Consider the following 14,905-nt stretch of genomic DNA (forward strand, 5'->3'; position numbering starts at 1 on the left):
CTGCTGTCCGAGCCGCCGCCCCCGGGCGTGCCGGGGTCGTCGTCCCAGACGCTGCAGCTCGGTTGGTCGGGCGGGCATTCCGCGCCGGGGTCAGCGGCGGCCGCCGGCACCGCCGGGCCGGTCGCCAGCAGCAGGGCCAGGGCAGCGCCGAGCAGCATCTGACGGACGGCTGCGGCCGGCCGGCGGTCTCGGCGGTACGGTCGGGCAGGCGCGCGGCGGGCTCCGTCGGGCGAGTGACCGCCGCTACGGTCGGCCCGTGGAGCGCCCCGGGTCAGCACGGCTGGTCCCGGTGCGCCGCGCCGGCGTTGATCAGCCAGCGGCCGTCGGGATAGCGGGCGGCGGTGGCGGTGGCCAGGTGCCGGGAGCCGCGGGTGCCGGGCACCACCCGCTTGTCGGAGACGTAGACCATCCGGTAGCCGGTGGCGTCGAGGCAGTCCTGGATCTCCACGGTGGGCGGGCTCGAATCCAGGTTCACCGAGATCACGGTGGGCTCGGAACGCAGCGTTCCGGTGCTGACCGCGCCGTGATCTCGGGCCTGCCGCAGGCTCACCTGGACCCGGGTGAGCAGCGGGTCGGCGAGGAACCGGGTCAGCTCCGGGTGTTGCGGGTCGCTGCGCCGGCTCGCCGTACGGGACGCGGCGAGGTAGCCGGTGTAGGCCGCGAGCGCCGCCTCCTCGGCCGCCCGCTCGTCGGTGTTCCGCTCGGCGCCGGCGGGTTTGCCCCGATCCGGCGCTGTCGTGGTGGCCGCCTCCTGCCCGCCGCCGCAGGCGGTGGTCGTGCCGACCGCCGCCACCGCCACCAGGCCGGCCGTCCAGCGGCTCAGCTGCCGTGCTCGCACCCTCGTGCCCTCCTCGGTGCCGACCGGAGACCGCCGTCGCCGGCGTTTCCGGGCGTGCGGCAGCGCGGCCGGATGGTTGTCCTCCGGGCCTCTCCAATGCGCTACCGCATTTACACTTACGGATCTCTTGAAATGCGCTGCCCCGGGTGTTCGTGGTCGTCGGACGTGGCTTGCGTCACATCCAAGGGGCGAGCATAAGCTGACGTCGGCCGATGCAACAGAGGCAATTCAAGCGAACACTCTGAGTTATGAGTGGTGGTGAGGTTGGATGGTTACCGGGATGTTGCCGGCGTCTGTCGGCTCGGTGCGCAGGGCTGGCCGGCGCGACCGGCGGGCGGGTGCGCCCGGCCTCCGGGCGGGCTTCCGGCGGCCCGGTCAGGATGGGGCGGGAAATGGCATGTCGCCCGATCCGTCCCCCGTAGAATTGGCCCGGATCCGGCGTCAATTGCATTCGGTGGGAATTGCATCTCCGTGTCCGGCGCAATTCGGCCGAGGGGTGACCGGCGCGGGGGGAGCCCCGCCGGAACGTTCGGGCCGCTACCCGAACCGACCGGGCACACTACGATCCGTGGTCGCCGTCGACGCCGGACTGCCGGTATGACCCGGCCGCACGCCGCCCAACCGGTGGCCGACGAGAACCGGGCCGACGATGTGTTGCCGGCCCGCCCCACAACCGTGCGGCCACGCCGGCCGCGACCACTGGCCGTCCTGGCCCTCACCCCGCTGCTGCGGTACGCCGTCGCCCGGCACGCCGTACCCCCGGGAATCGGCCGCCGGAGCGGATGTGACGCCTGCGGCGCGCCGATCGGCCTCGATCGCCCGTGGCCGGCGCTCGGTCCGGCCGCCCGCTGCGGCGGGTGCCGGTCCCGGGTCGGCGCGCCACCGGCCACCGTCGAACTGGCCGCCGCGGCGGCCGTCGCGGTGCTGCTGCTGGCCCGCCCACCCGCCGTCGAGCTGGTCGCCGTGGCCTGGTGGCTGACCTTCGCGGTGCCGCTGTTGTTCATCGACGTCGCCGTGCACCGGCTGCCCGACCGCCTCACCTGGCCTGCCGCCGCCGGCACCTGGCTGCTGCTCGGGCTGGCCGCGCTGGCCGGCGCCGGACCGGCACCGTGGCTGCGCGCCACCGTGGCCGGGCTCGGGTTGGCGCTCTTCTTCGCCGCCACCACGTTGCTGCTCGGCGCGCGGGGCTTCGGCATCGGCGACGCCAAGCTCGCGCTGGGCGCGGGCGCACTGCTCGGCTGGTACGGCTGGACGGTGCCCCTGCTCGGGCTGCTTCTCGCGCTGACGCTGTCCGGCCTGGTCGCCCTGGGGCTGCTGGTCACCCGGCGGGCCCGCTGGTCGAGCCACCTACCGTTCGGCCCGTACCTGGTGCTCGGCACCCTCGGCGCCTTCCTACTGCTCTGGTAAGGAAGTGCCCCCTTTTAACGCCTCCGGTAGAGGAAGGGCCCCTTATTAACAGATGCGCTGCAGCACGGCGGCCAGTTCCTCGAAGGCGTACGCCCAGTTGTGGCACTTGAAGCTGCGCAGCCCCTCGATCGTCGTGCGGCAGTCGGCGCAGCGTACGCCGGGGATGGCGTCGGGTAGGCCGGTGTTGACGTACTGGCGGTCGCCGAGGATCACCGTCGCGATCATCATCGGGTCGTGCACGCCGTGCAGGGCCGACGAGACGATGTCGTACCAGGTGATCCGGCGACCGCACTTCGGGCAGTCCGGGTGGTCGCCGCTGACCCACAGCGGCGCGCCGATGGTGCGGGCCGGCACGCCGAGCAGCTTCTCGATCCGCCGTACGTCGGAATCGGGGGTGGTCCAGCGGTGTCGGCCCGGCAGCGAGGCCGGCGAGTCGTAGACGGCTTGGAACAGCGTGGGATCGACCTCGACGGTCTCGCGCTCACTGGTCATCGGCGTCCCTCCCGGACGGTCGGCGCCCCTCGCCGTGGTCACCGGCGGGTGGCGGGCACATCCGGATCAACGACTCGGTGCGGTGACCCGGTGTCCCCCGGCTGCGCCGGTCGCCGGACGCCCCAGATGATCAGGTAACCGAGCATCCAGAACTCGCCCACGGACGCGGGGATGACGAGCAGGTCGGCGACGATTCCGGCGCCGGGAGCGAGGTAGGTGACGAAGGTGCTGAGCACGTAGCCGGCGCCGCCGGCGACGAGGACCCAGCCGAGCGTCCGGGGCAGCCAGCCCGACCGGAGCACGCACCAGCCCATCGGGACGAGCCAGAGGCCGAAGAACAGCCCGCCCACGATCCACAGGTTGCCGCCGACCAGGTACAGCAGTTGGACGGTGTTGGCAGTGTCGCCGAGCGGGTCGACCGCCACCTGGGTCGCGGTGGCGAGCAGGGCGGAGCTGACCAGGATCGCGACGGCGTTGACCAGGCCGAAGGCGGCGATGCTGGCGGCGGCGGTGGCGTCGACGGTACGGAACAGGCGGTAGAACCAGACGGCGGTGAGCGTCTGGGCGAGGACGATGAGCAGTTCGAGGGCGATCCCGATGCGGGCCAGGGACTCGTGCTGGACCAGGTGGGCCAGGGTCGCGTCGGCGTCACCGGCGGCGAAGAGCCGCGGACGGATGATCAGGAAACCCAGTGCGCCGGTGATGGCCAGGCTGAGGTAGAACAGCCCGGTCGCGCGGGCGGTGCGGATCAGCGGGTGCATGGGGCTCTCCTTCGATTTGCGCGTCAGCCGACTCCGGCCCGGCGACGCGCTTGGATGCAGACAGCGCCTTACAACGTAAGGCAACCATACGATGTAAGGTAAAGGAAGATGGGAAGCCGGATGGGAGCGAAGAACCCTCGGGAGCCGCTGAGCCGCGAGCGCGCCCTGGCCGCCGCGATCGCGCTGGTGGACGCGGAGGGGTTGCCGGCGTTGACCATGCGCCGGCTGGCCGCCGAACTCGGCGTCGAGGCGATGTCCCTCTATTACCACCTGCCCGGCAAAGAGGGCCTGCTCGACGGCCTCGTCGACACCGTCATCGGGGAGATCGAGGCCGCGGCCCGCCGCGCCGAGGCGACCGCCGCCGGCGAGGACTGGCGTACCCGATTGGGGCAGCGCTTCCTCGCCGCCCGTACGGTGATGCTGCGTCACCCGTGGGCGCCCGCACTGCTCAGCTCACGGCCGACCATCCCCGCCGGGGTGTACGCCTACTACGACGCGATCATCGCCACCCTGCGCGACGGCGGGTTCTCCTATCGGATCGCCCACCGGGCGCTGCACGCGTTCGGCAGCCTGGCGCTCGGGTTCGCCCAGGAGGTGTTCCGCCCGGCCTCGGCCGGCGGGCAGACCGACGTCGAGGCCGCCGAGGCGGAACTGGCCGCGATGGCCGAGGCGCTGCCCCACCTGACCGCGATGGCCGCCGCCGAGGCACACGACGCCGCCGACCCCACGCTCGGCTGGTGCGACAGCCAGATCGAGTTCGAGTTCACCCTCGACCTGCTCTTCGACGGCCTCGAACGCGCCCGTGCCACCGGCGGGTAAGGGGCCGACTCAGTCGTTGCGGGCGGTCTCCGGTCCGGTGATCCGGCCGAGCAGTGGCAGTGTCGAGGCGATGATGCCCAGCGACACCGCCAGCCCGCCGGCGACCATGAGGTAGAACGACAGGTGCGGCGGGAGCAGCGGATAGTCCAGTTGCGACCGCAGGAAGAGGTGTGCGGCCAGGAACCCCGCCCCGATCGCCACCGCGGCGACGGCCAGCAGCGGCACGACGGTCTCCAGCGCGACCACCCGGCGCAGCGTGCGCAGCTGCATCCCGGTGAGCCGCAGCATGCTGAACGGCCGCTTCCGGTCGCTCAGCCCGCCGGCCACGCTCACCGCCAGGCTGCAACCCGCGATCGGCAGGCTGGCCAGCATGACCACGTTGGCCAGCCGCTGGAACTGGATCAACTGCTGCGCGGAGGCCGCCTCCCACTCGCCGACGCTAGCCGGGAAACGCTCCCGCGGAAACGCGTTGATCAGCATCGTCCGGGCCTGCTCGAACGCGGATCGGCTGGTGGTGTCGACGACCACCGAAAGGATCGGCTGCCGGTCGACCTCGGAGGCGGCGATCCCGGCGTCCTCCCAGACGTAGGTGTCGGTGGTCAGGTCGAACGCGCGCATGCCGATGAGGTCGCCGGCCACGGCGGCGACCTCGGCACCGGCGCGGCAGCTGCCGAACACCGCCAGGCGGTCCAGTTCGGCGCAGGTGATCAGGCCGTGCCACCCGTCTGGGGCGGGGTTGCGGTGCACCACCGTCACACTGCGTACCCCAGGGATGGTCTCGAGTCCGGTCGGGATCTGGTCCGCGGTCGGCGCCGGGCCGTCCTCCGGCCAGAACATCTTGCTCAGTGAGGTGGCGGCCACCGAGTCGGTACGGGGTTCACCACGGTTGGCGACGAACGTGGTGATCGTGCCGGTCGCCACACTCGTCACGAACAGCGCCACGATCAGCCCGCTGACCGACCGGAACCCGGCCTGCGGATTGTCCGACAGCCGCCGGCCGGCGATGAGCGCGGCGGGCCGGCTCGCCCGCCCGGCCAGCACCCGGGCACCGGCCATGGTCAGCCAGGGGCCGGCCAGCACCAGCCCGATCAGGATCAGAAGAAAACCGGAGAGGTACGCGGTGAGCTGGCCGTTCGTCGTGTCCGGGCGCCGACCGACGAAGTACGCCAGCTCGGCGATCCCGGCGACCAGCGGGATCACTCGCCAGGCACGCGGCGGCTTCGGGGTCACCCGACGGCTCACGCCCAGCGGCGAGATCTGCACCCGGCGCAGGGCCAGCCAGGAGGCGACGACGGCACCGACCGGGATGCCCAGCGCGACGAGCAGGACGTCGACGACGGCGAGCGACAGGTCGGTGGCGAAGAACGGTTCCCCGGTGAACGGGATCGTGGCGAGCCCCGGCCGGAACGCGAAGAACAGGCCGAGCCCGACGGCGGTGCCCGCCATCGCGGCAGCGGCGGACTCCACGGCCGAGATGACGGAGATCTGCCGTGGGGTGGCGCCGATCAGCCGCATCGCGGCGAAGCGTTGCTCGCGGCGGGTCGCCGCCAGCCGGGTCGCGGTGCCGATGAAGATGAGCACCGGGAAGAGCAGCGCGGCTGCCACGACGGACAGCACGAGCGCCATCCCGTCGCCGTTGATGCCGACGTAGCAGCCGTTGCAGCCGCTCGGGGAGGTGTCCATGATCTGGGTGACCTGCCGGGCCCCCAACTGTTCCAGCTCGGTCGAGGTGCGGCCGATGACGATCAGCAGCGACTCCGGGGAGGGCAGCGCCGTCCGGCCGATGGTGCCGATCTCGTGGCCGGGAAAGCGGTCACCGAGTTCCGCGGCCGGGGTGGTCCGCAGCAGCTCACCGAGCGCGGGCGAGACGTAGAACTCGCCGGGCCCGGGCAGGCGCGGGATGCCCGGTGGGACGGGCGCGTCCGGGCCCAGCGCGGCGACCTCGACCCGGCCGATGGACCGACCGTGGTAGTAGTCCTCCCGGATCAGCCACCACATCGGATCGGCCGACGTGTCGGGCGAGGGCGGGGCGACGGCGGTGTTCAGCCAGGCGTACCGCTGGTTCTGCGCGCCGACCGCGTTCATGCCGGCGAGCGTCGTCAGCAGCATGCCGACGCCGAGCGCCACCGCGGTGGTGATGATGACGAGACGGATGGCGGCCTCCCGGCCGCCGGCCAGCGACAGCCGTAACGCGAACCGGATCATGAGTGCACCAGCCCGTTCACCTTGCCGTCGCGCACGATGACCTGCCGGTCGGCGTACGCGGCGATCCGGGCCTCGTGGGTGACCAGGACGACGGTGGTGCCCTGCTCGCGCGCCGAGGCGACCAGCAGGTCCATGACCTGCTCGCCGGTCAGCGAGTCGAGCGCCCCGGTCGGCTCGTCGGCGAACAACGCCCCGGGCCGGGCGACCAGGCCACGGGCCAGCGCCACCCGCTGCGCCTGCCCGCCGGACAGCTCACCGGACCGGCGCCGCTCCAGCCCGGCCAGGCCGAGCCGCTCGAACCAGGGCCGCGCCTCCCGCAGCGCGGCGGCCCGCTTGACGCCGCCGAGCAGCAGCGGCAGCGCGACATTCTCCTCGGCGGTCAGCTCCGGCACCAGCTGCCCGAACTGGAACACGAACCCGAACTGGTCCCGGCGCAGCACGCTGCGCTGGTTCTCGTTCAGGGTGTCGATCCGGCGGCCGTCGAAGTGGACCTCGCCCGAGTCCGGCACCAGGATCCCGGCCAGGCAGTGCAGCAGGGTGGACTTCCCGGAGCCACTCGGACCCATCACGGCGACGATCTCGCCCGGGGCCACCGAGACGCTGGCGCCGCGCAGCGCCGGGGTTTCACCGAAGGAGAGCAGCACGTCGCGCGCCTCGATCGCCTTCACTTCCGGACCACCTTTCGGAGCGCGTCCAACCGGGCGACCGTGGTGTCGATCCAGTGCAGGTCGGCTTCCAGGTGGAACAGACCGTGGTCGGCCAGCAGGACGTCGACCAGGTCGCCGCCGCGCCTGATCTCGGTGAGCTCCGTCATCCGCCGCAGGTGGGCGGCGCGCTGCCGGTCGAGGTACTCCTCGGCGGGTCGGCCGAGCATGAGCGCCAGCACGACCTTGGTGAACAGCACCGTCTGCAGGTTGGGCTCGGCCTCGACCGGCTCGGTCAGCCACGACTCGACCTCGGTCGCGCCTTGCTCGGTGATGACGTAGCGCTTGCGCTCGGGGCCCACGCCCGGCTCGATCTCGCCGACCACGATCTTGCCGTCGCGGGCGAGCCGGCCCAGGGTCGAGTAGACCTGGCCGAACGGCAGCGGCTTGCCCCGGCTGAAGAAGGTGTCGTAGTGCCGCTTGAGGTCGTAGCCGTGGCTGGGCTCGCGTTCGAGTAGGCCGAGAAGGGTCATGGAGACGCTCATGTCGGAGACCATACCCCGAGGGTATACACCGCGTATATATCCCCGGCGTACATTCCGGTGACGACTTTCGGGCTCCCCGTTCGTTCTTGAGCCCGACGAGACAACGTCCGCCGGGTCGGCGCCGACCCACGAACCTCAGGAGTGAACCAGTGACCAGCTCACCCACCCAGGGAATCAAGACCGTGCTGCACCCCGTGTCCGACCTGACGGCCGCCAAGGCGGTGTACACCGCCCTGCTCGGCGTGCCGCCGCAGGCCGACGCGGCCTACTACGTCGGCTACGAGGCCGCCGGTCAGCACATCGGGCTGGTGCCCGGTGGTGGACCGCAGGGCATGACCTCGCCGGTGGCCTACTGGCACGTACCGGACATCGAGGCGAAGCTGGCCGAGGTGACCGCCGCTGGAGCCACCGTGAAGGAGCCCGTGCGCGACGTCGGCGGCGGCCGCCTGGTGGCCACCTTCACCGACCCCGACGGCAACGTGCTCGGGCTGCTCCAGGACCGCTGAGTGCCGAATTCCGCTACCCGGGTGGTTTGACCGGACGAAGTGGACAACGGGCTCGCGTTGCGCCGTATCCTCATGCGAACCTTCTCCATGCGTCGATCAACAACGACGTACCCTGGGGGAGAAACACGCATGCTTGCACAGCCGCGCCCTTTCCGGCGCTTGATCTCGTGGGTTACCGCTGCGGCGATGATGGCTGGCACGGCCGCGCTGGGCGCCGGCACGGCAGCCGCGGACGTCGACACCCGACCAGTCGTCGTCTCCACCGCCTACCGCGCCCCCCAGATCCTGCCGGACCTGAACTACAACGTGGGCGTGCCGGGCGTGTTCACGCTGCGTGCCCGCATCGCCGACGCCGCCTCGTTCGTGTGGCGGGCCGACGACGGGCAGTCCGGGACCGTTCCCGCCGACGCCGCCGGCCAAGCGACCGTGACGATCGCCCCGCGGCTGGCCGGCAAGCAGTTCCTCACCGTGCACACGGTCGCCCGGGACGGTACCGAGTACGCCGAGTACGCCTACGAGTTCCTGGTCGACGACGGTCCGGCGGTCGTGCGCGACCCCGAGGGCATCGTGTACCTGGGTGCCACTCCCACGTTCCACCTGACGCCGCGGATGCCGAACGTCCGGGACTACCTGGTCTGGCCGTACACCAGCGGTGGCCAGAATCCGGAGCACACGGTGACCGTGCCGGCCCGGGCGGACGGGACCGCGGAGTTCCAGTGGTACCTGGACGACACCAGCAGCAGTTTCAACCTGTACGCGCAGAGTCGCGATGCCGACGGCAAGCTCTCCGAGATCCGCACGCTATGGACCAGGCCGGACCCGGCGGCGCCCCGGCTGACCCGGACGGGCGGTCAGGACGTGGGGAAGCCGACGACCTTCACCGCCCGCACCGGAATGCCGGGAGTCGTGGCGTACGACGTGACGTTCCGCGACGGCGCGACGACGACGGAGCGGAGCGTCGCACCGGCCGCCGACGGCAGCGCCACCTTCACGGTGACGCCGACCCGCGCGGGGGAGATGTGGGTCAGCGTGACGGCCCGCAACGCCAAGGGCCTGACGACCGACGCAAGCCAAGACTCCTGGCGCGTCATCGACTTCCCGTACATCTCGTCCACGGACTTCCCGCTGGGCATCCTCGGCGAGTACGGCCGCAAGGCCCCAGGGGACTTTCAGCTCACCGCGCGGCTGCCCGGGACGACGGCCTTCGAGTGGCGTACCGGCGCGGAGTGGGCGACGCTGCCCGCCGGACCGGACGGCAAGGCGACGTTGACCTGGACCCCGGACCGCACCGGCAGCTTCACCATGCTCGTGCGTAGCGTCACCGCCGACGGGACGCGGTCCAACATCGGGGCGGCGAACTTCGCCGTGACCGTCGTGAACGCCCGTACCTACTCGGTGTCGCCGAGCACGGTGACCACCGGCGAGAAGCGGACGCTGACCATCCAGGGCATGTTCCTGCACCCGCGCGACATCGTCGAGGTGACTCCGGCGGGCCGGCTGCCCGTTCCGGCGACCATCAAGTCCGTCGACCCGGACGGCTCCCGGACCGTCGTGGAGGTCGACTTCGCCGCGGTGCCGCCGGGCCGCGCCTCCGTGACCGTCAAACCGTACGGCGGCACGCTGTGGGCAACCCTCAACGACGCCATCACGGTCGCACCGCTGCCCGCGCTGGCGGTCACCAAGGCGCCGGCGATCAGCGGCACGGTGAAGGTCGGCCACACCGTCAAGGCCACCGCCGGCACCTGGTCGCCGGCAGCGACATCGGTCAAGTACCAATGGAAGGCGAACGGCGTCGCCGTCAAGGGTGCGACCGGCTCGTCGTAGAAGATCCCGGCGTCGCTGGCCGGCAAGCGGCTCTCCGTCACGGTGACCGCTTCCCGCACCGGCAACACCGCGGCCTCCGCGACCTCCGCCTCCACCGGCGCGGTCGCCAAGGGCTCGGCACCCAAGGCCACCAAGAAGCCCAAGATCACAGGTACGGCGAAGGTCGGCCGCACCGTGAAGCTGTCGGTCGGCACCTGGTCACCCAGCGCCACGTCCTACAAATACGAGTGGCGTTTGAACGGCAAAATCATCAAGGGCGCGACCGGCAAGTCGCTCAAGCTCAAGTCCTCGATGCGCAACAAGCGGATCACCGTCACGGTGATCGCCAAGCGGACCGGCCATCTGGACGGGCGCGCGACCAGCGCATCCGTACTGGTCCGCCGCTGACCGGCTGCTTCGACGGAGGCGACCCAAGGACACGGGCCGGTTTGAAAGACCGGTACCGCGCCTTGGGTCGTCATCCGGGCTACTGGCGTCCGTCTCGGTCGGGTGCTGGCGGCTGTCTGGTCCAACCGACGAAACGACGGTGCAGCGTGCCGGCTGGCGCCCAGGGCACCTCCTGGCCACCATCCAAGCCCACCATGGCGAGCCTGAACGCGCCAGCGCCATCGGTGCCGAAGCCCTCGCCCTGACCACGCAACTACGGTCAGCCCGAGCCGTCCGCTACCTACGCGACCTGCAAACACACCTCACGGCGCACCGCCGTCGGCCAGCCGTACGACACTTCATCACCCGCATCGACGCGACCCTCGGCCAACGCCGCTAACTACAACTCACCGCGGGCCTTGCGCGCGACCAGCTCCAACACCGCGATCACCGTACCGGCGCCCACGATCTCGCCCTGGGACACGAGATGCCGCGCCTCCTCCAGCGGGATCCAGGCCACCCGCTCGGCCTCGTTCACATCCACCGGAGCTCCGATGTGTTCCGCATCCCGCGCAAGAAACAGCAGATTCTCCGCGTCCGCGGTCGCCACCCACGGCTGGAACGACAGCAACGGCTCCACCGCCCCCGGACGCCAGCCGGTCTCCTCCTCGACTTCCCGGACCGCACACATCGCCGGCTGCTCTTCACCATCGACGTAGCCGCCCGGCAGCTCCCACACCCACCGATCGAAAACAAACCGATGCCGCCGCATCAGCAACAGGCGCTCCTTGGCGTCAAGCACAGCGACCATGGCCGACCGGGGCGCCCGGATCACGTACTGCTCGAAGCGGACCCCATCGGGTAGCTCCACATCGGCGATGCTCAACCCGCGCCCGCCGGCTGCTGTCCACCACCCGCTCGCTATGAATCGTCCAGCGCGTCGATCCGATGCCCTGTTCCTCCGCCATCCGGCCAGTATCCGACCAGCGGTACCGAGCCGCTGCCGCACGGCATCCCTCCGATTCGGCAGGTGCACGACGAACCCGGCCGGGGATACGGACTCAGACTGTCGGCTGTTCAGCTATCGCTCGGTCGTGTCGCCCTGCTCAAGCTCGGCGATCGATCGGCGAAGGGCTGCGGCATTGCTCGGGCTGCGCAGGAGATACTCGGTTTCCTTCATCGACTCGTACTCGGCCAGCGACACGATCACCACCGGCTCGTGGCCCGACCGGGTCACCACCACTTCCTCCGCGTCGTTGATGACGCTGTCGAGTTCGGCGGCCAGGTTCTGTCGTAGTTGGGTGAAGTTCACGGTCCGCATGACCACCTCCAATGTCAGGGGGCAGCGAGCAGTCGGATCTCGCAACGGATGCCGCTTGCCTTGGTGAGCCGACCATCACCGGTCACGAGCGGGCAGGCCATCAACTCCGCCGCCGCGACATACGCCGCGTCGTACGCCGTGACGTTGCCACGCAACTGCCACATTCGGTCGAGCAGCAACGGAACGCCGACCTCGTCGATGACAAGCGAGGGTAGGGCGTCGATTGCCTCCTGGGACCGGGCCAGGCCGAGCTTCCTGCCGAGGACCTTGCCCCTGATCACCGACATGACCTCGACCAGAAGATGGCCTGGCGCGGCCCAGTGTGGATCTCCGGTCAGCTCTGCCCGCGCCGCTTCGCCTACCGGCCCGTCGTCGACCAGGGCATCGGCCAGGGCCGACGCGTCCACGACGATCACGCGGCACTACCCCATGGGCCGCGCTGCTCCCGTTGGTCGGTCAACTCGGCGGCACTCTCCCCAGGCAGGGAGTGAGCCCCGTCCGATCGACCGGCGAAGCGATCAAGGGCTGCCGTGTTGCGCAGACGTCGAGCCTGCGTCTCCACCAACTCCAGCAGGTACGCCTGGAGTGACTGCCCGCGCGCCTTGGCCTGAGCCGCCAGAGCGTCTCGCACTTCTTCCGGCACGTCCCGAATCTGGAGAGCAACCATGCATTCATTATGCATGCAGATCTGCTCGCTACCGGTGAACCTGTCCACATCACGAGCGCCGGGATGCCCGATGGCGCCGGTCGCCACGCTTCATGCGCCACCGGGGGCGAGAGATGATCCCGGCATGACGATGATCGGCCGGGCCCAAGAGTTGAGCGACGTCCTCGCCGCAGTGCGCGATCCACAGACGGATGTGGTCCTGGTCACCGGCGAGGCCGGCGTGGGCAAGACCCGGCTGCTCGACGCGGTGTCCACGTCGCTGCCTGCCGTCCGCGCCTGGGGCACGCGAGGGCTGTCGCACGTCCCGCTGGCGGCTCTGGCCCACCTGGTCGACCCGGCGACGACGTCACTCGCGGAGATGGTCGCCCAGGTGCTCCGGGCGGTCCCACCCGGAGCTGTGCTCGCGGTCGACGACCTGGATGGGTGCGACGAGGTCTCCCTGGCCGTCGCGGTGCGGGTCGCCCGCGACGCCGGACGCACGCTGGTCGGCACCGCGCGGACTGTCGACGGTCGCGTGCCACCCGTCGTGGCCGAGCTCGCGGCGTCGCCGAGCACCGTCGTCCTGCCGGTCGCGCCGTTCGACCGGACGTCAACGGAGGAGCTCGTCGACACGCTGCTCGACGGCCCGGTGGACGCCGGGGTGGTCGACGACGTGTGGCGCCGGACCGGCGGGAATGCCCTGTTCGTCACCCAGCTGCTCGACGGCGCGCGACGCTCCGGTGCGTTGCGCCGTTCGACGGTCGGCTGGCACGCCGTCGGACCGCTGCCGGTCCCGACCGGGCTGCGCAGCCTCCTACCGACCCGCCTGGAGGGCCTGCCCGACGACGCCGTCGCCGCCGCCCGCTTCCTGGCCGCCACCGGCCGGGCGAACGACGGAGAGGTCGAGCAGGCCGGACACCACGCCGGAACCGAGCACCTGGTCACCCACGGGATCGCGGTCTGGACGGCCGAGACCGTGCGATTCGTCCACCCGTTGTTTGCCGAGGTGCTGTGGGACGGGCTGTCGCCCGCCCGGCGGCGGGCGGTGCTCCGCGAGCATCTCGCGGTCGCCCGGATCCTCGCGCCGCACGACCACGTACGGTGCACCGTGCTGAGCCTGGACGCCGGAGAAGCCGTGGAACCGGCGCACCTGCTGGCCGCAGCGCGGGTCGCGGCGGCGGGCGGCGCTACCGACGTCGCGGTGCGGCTGGCCCGGGCGTGCCTCGACCGGGGCCCCGACCTCTGGACCACCCACCCGGAGGTCGCCGTCGGTGCCGCCCTCGTCTTCGCGGTCACCCGCTGGGAGACCGGGCGCGCCGACGAGGCGGTGACCGTCCTGCGTGACGCGCTGGACCGCACCCCGCCCGGCGCGGACGCCGCTCTGCTCGCCGTAACCCTGCACAAGGTGATCCTCTGGGGTCGCTACGATCTGCCCGGCGCCCGGGACGTGCTGCGGGAGCAATCCGCCCGATACCCCGCCGGGGCGCCGGTCGGCGCCCTGTTCGCGGTCGCCGAAGCTGACGCCCTGGCATACGCCGGGTTCCCAGACGAGGCGTTGGCGCTCGCGTCGGTCATCACGGACCGTGCCCGGCTGCCGCTGCCGGTCCGGGCCATGCTGGCGACGAGCCGCAGCAACGCCCTGGCCCATGTCGGACACACCGGCGAGGCGGTCGCCGTCATCGAGGAACTGCTCGACGAGGTCCGGGCGGCCGGGCCGGAGGCGGCTGCCGGGACCCGCGACAAGCTGCTCGTGTACGCGAGCCACGCCCTACGCGAGCACGGGCGGCTCGACGACGCCGCACACACCGCCGAGCGTGCCTACCACAGCGCGTTGGCCGATGGCGTGGTCTTCGAGCGCGCCTGGGCCGCCCTGTGTGTCGGCGCGGCGCGGATGCAGGCGGGGCACCTGGACGATGCGACGCTCTGGGCACGGCGCAGCCTCGTGACGGCGGTAGCCGCCGGAATGACCGACTGCGTCCGGGTCTGCCTGTCCGTGCTGACCGTGGCCTACGGCTCACGCGGCCTGCCCCCGGATCCGGCGTGGCTGACGTACCTGCGTTCGCCGGAGGCGGGTCTGGGGTTCCTGCGCCACACCGTCCCGATCGCGCTGGGCTGGGCTGCGTACGCCGAGGGTCGCCACGCCCTGGCCTGCGACCTGCTGCGGCAGGGCCAGGCAAGAGCCGCGCAGGAACGGGCGGTGGCAGCCGAGTCCTGGATTCTGCACGAGCGCCTCCGGATGCACGACGGCACCGGGGTACGCCCCCGGCTGGCCTCGCTCGCCGTCGGATCCCCGGTCGGCGCGGCGCGTCTGGCCCTGGCCACCGGGCTGGAGCGTGCCCGCCCCGAGACCCTGCTGGAAGCCGCGACGGCCTTCGAGGCCATCGGTTCGCCCCTGTACGCAGCAGAGGCCGCAGCGGCGGCGTCCCGGTGCGCTTCCGGTCGGGCCGCGGCTGCTGCCCGACGACGGGCCGACGAACTTGCCCACGAGGTGGGCGACCCTCGGCGTACGCAGCCCAGCCCAGCGCGATCGG

The 14,905-nt window shown here is 71.6% G+C and carries 15 protein-coding genes and 2 pseudogenes; 7 read left to right on the plus strand and 10 right to left on the minus strand.

Annotation, left to right across the window (positions count from 1 at the left end; all coding sequences use genetic code 11):
- Positions 1-271: 271 nt before the first annotated feature.
- On the minus strand, positions 272-838 hold the full coding sequence (locus tag C1I95_RS23755; RefSeq protein WP_111216801.1) for a hypothetical protein: 567 nt from the start codon (positions 836-838) through the stop codon (positions 272-274).
- A gap of 597 nt (positions 839-1,435) precedes the next feature.
- On the opposite strand from C1I95_RS23755, the gene C1I95_RS23760 reads away from it, so the two are divergent.
- The gene (locus tag C1I95_RS23760; protein WP_111216804.1) at positions 1,436-2,245 is read left to right on the plus strand and encodes a prepilin peptidase; all 810 of its coding nucleotides are present in this window, start codon (positions 1,436-1,438) and stop codon (positions 2,243-2,245) included.
- A gap of 45 nt (positions 2,246-2,290) precedes the next feature.
- Here C1I95_RS23760 and C1I95_RS23765 read toward each other — a convergent pair whose 3' ends face one another.
- The gene (locus C1I95_RS23765; RefSeq protein WP_111216806.1) at positions 2,291-2,737 is read right to left on the minus strand and encodes a DUF8243 domain-containing protein; all 447 of its coding nucleotides are present in this window, start codon (positions 2,735-2,737) and stop codon (positions 2,291-2,293) included.
- A gap of 38 nt (positions 2,738-2,775) precedes the next feature.
- Positions 2,776-3,498 (minus strand): DUF4386 domain-containing protein, encoded by a 723-nt coding sequence (locus C1I95_RS23770; protein WP_111216808.1) that lies wholly within the window; start codon positions 3,496-3,498, stop codon positions 2,776-2,778.
- A gap of 108 nt (positions 3,499-3,606) precedes the next feature.
- Between C1I95_RS23770 and C1I95_RS23775 the strand changes: the two genes are divergently transcribed.
- Positions 3,607-4,317, plus strand: coding sequence for a TetR/AcrR family transcriptional regulator (locus C1I95_RS23775; RefSeq protein WP_111216810.1), 711 nt, complete (start codon positions 3,607-3,609; stop codon positions 4,315-4,317).
- A gap of 9 nt (positions 4,318-4,326) precedes the next feature.
- On the opposite strand, the gene C1I95_RS23780 is transcribed toward C1I95_RS23775, so the two are convergent.
- Genes C1I95_RS23780 through C1I95_RS23790 form a run of 3 tightly spaced genes read right to left on the minus strand, consistent with a single transcriptional unit; the run spans position 4,327 to position 7,711 of the window.
- The gene (locus tag C1I95_RS23780) at positions 4,327-6,522 is read right to left on the minus strand and encodes an FtsX-like permease family protein (RefSeq protein WP_111216812.1); all 2,196 of its coding nucleotides are present in this window, start codon (positions 6,520-6,522) and stop codon (positions 4,327-4,329) included.
- Complete coding sequence (locus C1I95_RS23785) at positions 6,519-7,190, minus strand: ABC transporter ATP-binding protein (RefSeq protein ID WP_111216814.1); 672 nt, start codon at positions 7,188-7,190, stop codon at positions 6,519-6,521. The genes C1I95_RS23780 and C1I95_RS23785 overlap by 4 nt, the downstream gene beginning before the upstream one ends.
- Positions 7,187-7,711 carry a PadR family transcriptional regulator gene (locus C1I95_RS23790; RefSeq protein ID WP_111216816.1) on the minus strand — a complete coding sequence of 175 codons (525 nt, stop codon included), beginning with the start codon at positions 7,709-7,711 and terminating at the stop codon, positions 7,187-7,189. Before C1I95_RS23790 ends, C1I95_RS23785 begins: the two co-directional genes overlap by 4 nt.
- A gap of 149 nt (positions 7,712-7,860) precedes the next feature.
- On the opposite strand from C1I95_RS23790, the gene C1I95_RS23795 reads away from it, so the two are divergent.
- From C1I95_RS23795 to C1I95_RS36540, 4 genes and pseudogenes are all read left to right on the plus strand, one after another.
- Positions 7,861-8,217 (plus strand): VOC family protein, encoded by a 357-nt coding sequence (locus tag C1I95_RS23795; RefSeq protein ID WP_111216818.1) that lies wholly within the window; start codon positions 7,861-7,863, stop codon positions 8,215-8,217.
- A 186-nt stretch (positions 8,218-8,403) separates the two neighbouring features.
- Positions 8,404-10,041 carry a hypothetical protein gene (locus C1I95_RS23800; RefSeq protein ID WP_111216821.1) on the plus strand — a complete coding sequence of 546 codons (1,638 nt, stop codon included), beginning with the start codon at positions 8,404-8,406 and terminating at the stop codon, positions 10,039-10,041.
- A gap of 42 nt (positions 10,042-10,083) precedes the next feature.
- Positions 10,084-10,428 carry a hypothetical protein gene (locus C1I95_RS23805; protein WP_111216823.1) on the plus strand — a complete coding sequence of 115 codons (345 nt, stop codon included), beginning with the start codon at positions 10,084-10,086 and terminating at the stop codon, positions 10,426-10,428.
- A 169-nt stretch (positions 10,429-10,597) separates the two neighbouring features.
- Positions 10,598-10,807 (plus strand): annotated as a pseudogene (locus tag C1I95_RS36540) (XRE family transcriptional regulator); the annotation flags it as partial.
- Here the strand turns inward: C1I95_RS36540 and C1I95_RS23815 are convergent.
- The 4 genes and pseudogenes from C1I95_RS23815 to C1I95_RS23830 form a co-directional block, all read right to left on the minus strand.
- Positions 10,808-11,375, minus strand: a pseudogene (locus C1I95_RS23815) (NUDIX hydrolase).
- A gap of 113 nt (positions 11,376-11,488) precedes the next feature.
- A complete protein-coding gene (locus C1I95_RS23820) occupies positions 11,489-11,728 on the minus strand; it encodes a type II toxin-antitoxin system Phd/YefM family antitoxin (protein WP_111216827.1) in 240 nt (79 codons plus the stop codon).
- 14 nt (positions 11,729-11,742) lie between these two features.
- Positions 11,743-12,144: a type II toxin-antitoxin system VapC family toxin gene (locus tag C1I95_RS23825; RefSeq protein WP_111216825.1), complete on the minus strand. Its 402-nt coding sequence runs from the start codon at positions 12,142-12,144 to the stop codon at positions 11,743-11,745.
- Positions 12,141-12,395, minus strand: a complete 255-nt coding sequence (locus C1I95_RS23830; protein ID WP_111216829.1) for a FitA-like ribbon-helix-helix domain-containing protein — start codon at positions 12,393-12,395, stop codon at positions 12,141-12,143. The genes C1I95_RS23825 and C1I95_RS23830 overlap by 4 nt, the downstream gene beginning before the upstream one ends.
- Positions 12,396-12,519: 124 nt before the next feature.
- Between C1I95_RS23830 and C1I95_RS23835 the strand changes: the two genes are divergently transcribed.
- The coding region (locus C1I95_RS23835; RefSeq protein WP_146605805.1) for an AAA family ATPase at positions 12,520-14,905 on the plus strand (2,386 nt) is incomplete at its 3' end.

Origin of the sequence: Micromonospora craterilacus (assembly GCF_003236315.1) — a bacterium.
Taxonomy (GTDB): domain Bacteria; phylum Actinomycetota; class Actinomycetes; order Mycobacteriales; family Micromonosporaceae; genus Micromonospora; species Micromonospora craterilacus.

Coding starts and splice junctions, on each gene's coding strand:
- C1I95_RS23760 (WP_111216804.1), top strand. CDS start 1,436: ATGACCCGGCCGCACGCCGCCCAACCGGTGGCCGACGAGAACCGGGCC.
- C1I95_RS23765 (WP_111216806.1), bottom strand. CDS start 2,737: ATGACCAGTGAGCGCGAGACCGTCGAGGTCGATCCCACGCTGTTCCAA.
- C1I95_RS23770 (WP_111216808.1), bottom strand. CDS start 3,498: ATGCACCCGCTGATCCGCACCGCCCGCGCGACCGGGCTGTTCTACCTC.
- C1I95_RS23775 (WP_111216810.1), top strand. CDS start 3,607: ATGGGAAGCCGGATGGGAGCGAAGAACCCTCGGGAGCCGCTGAGCCGC.
- C1I95_RS23780 (WP_111216812.1), bottom strand. CDS start 6,522: ATGATCCGGTTCGCGTTACGGCTGTCGCTGGCCGGCGGCCGGGAGGCC.
- C1I95_RS23790 (WP_111216816.1), bottom strand. CDS start 7,711: ATGAGCGTCTCCATGACCCTTCTCGGCCTACTCGAACGCGAGCCCAGC.
- C1I95_RS23800 (WP_111216821.1), top strand. CDS start 8,404: ATGATGGCTGGCACGGCCGCGCTGGGCGCCGGCACGGCAGCCGCGGAC.
- C1I95_RS23820 (WP_111216827.1), bottom strand. CDS start 11,728: ATGCGGACCGTGAACTTCACCCAACTACGACAGAACCTGGCCGCCGAA.
- C1I95_RS23830 (WP_111216829.1), bottom strand. CDS start 12,395: ATGGTTGCTCTCCAGATTCGGGACGTGCCGGAAGAAGTGCGAGACGCT.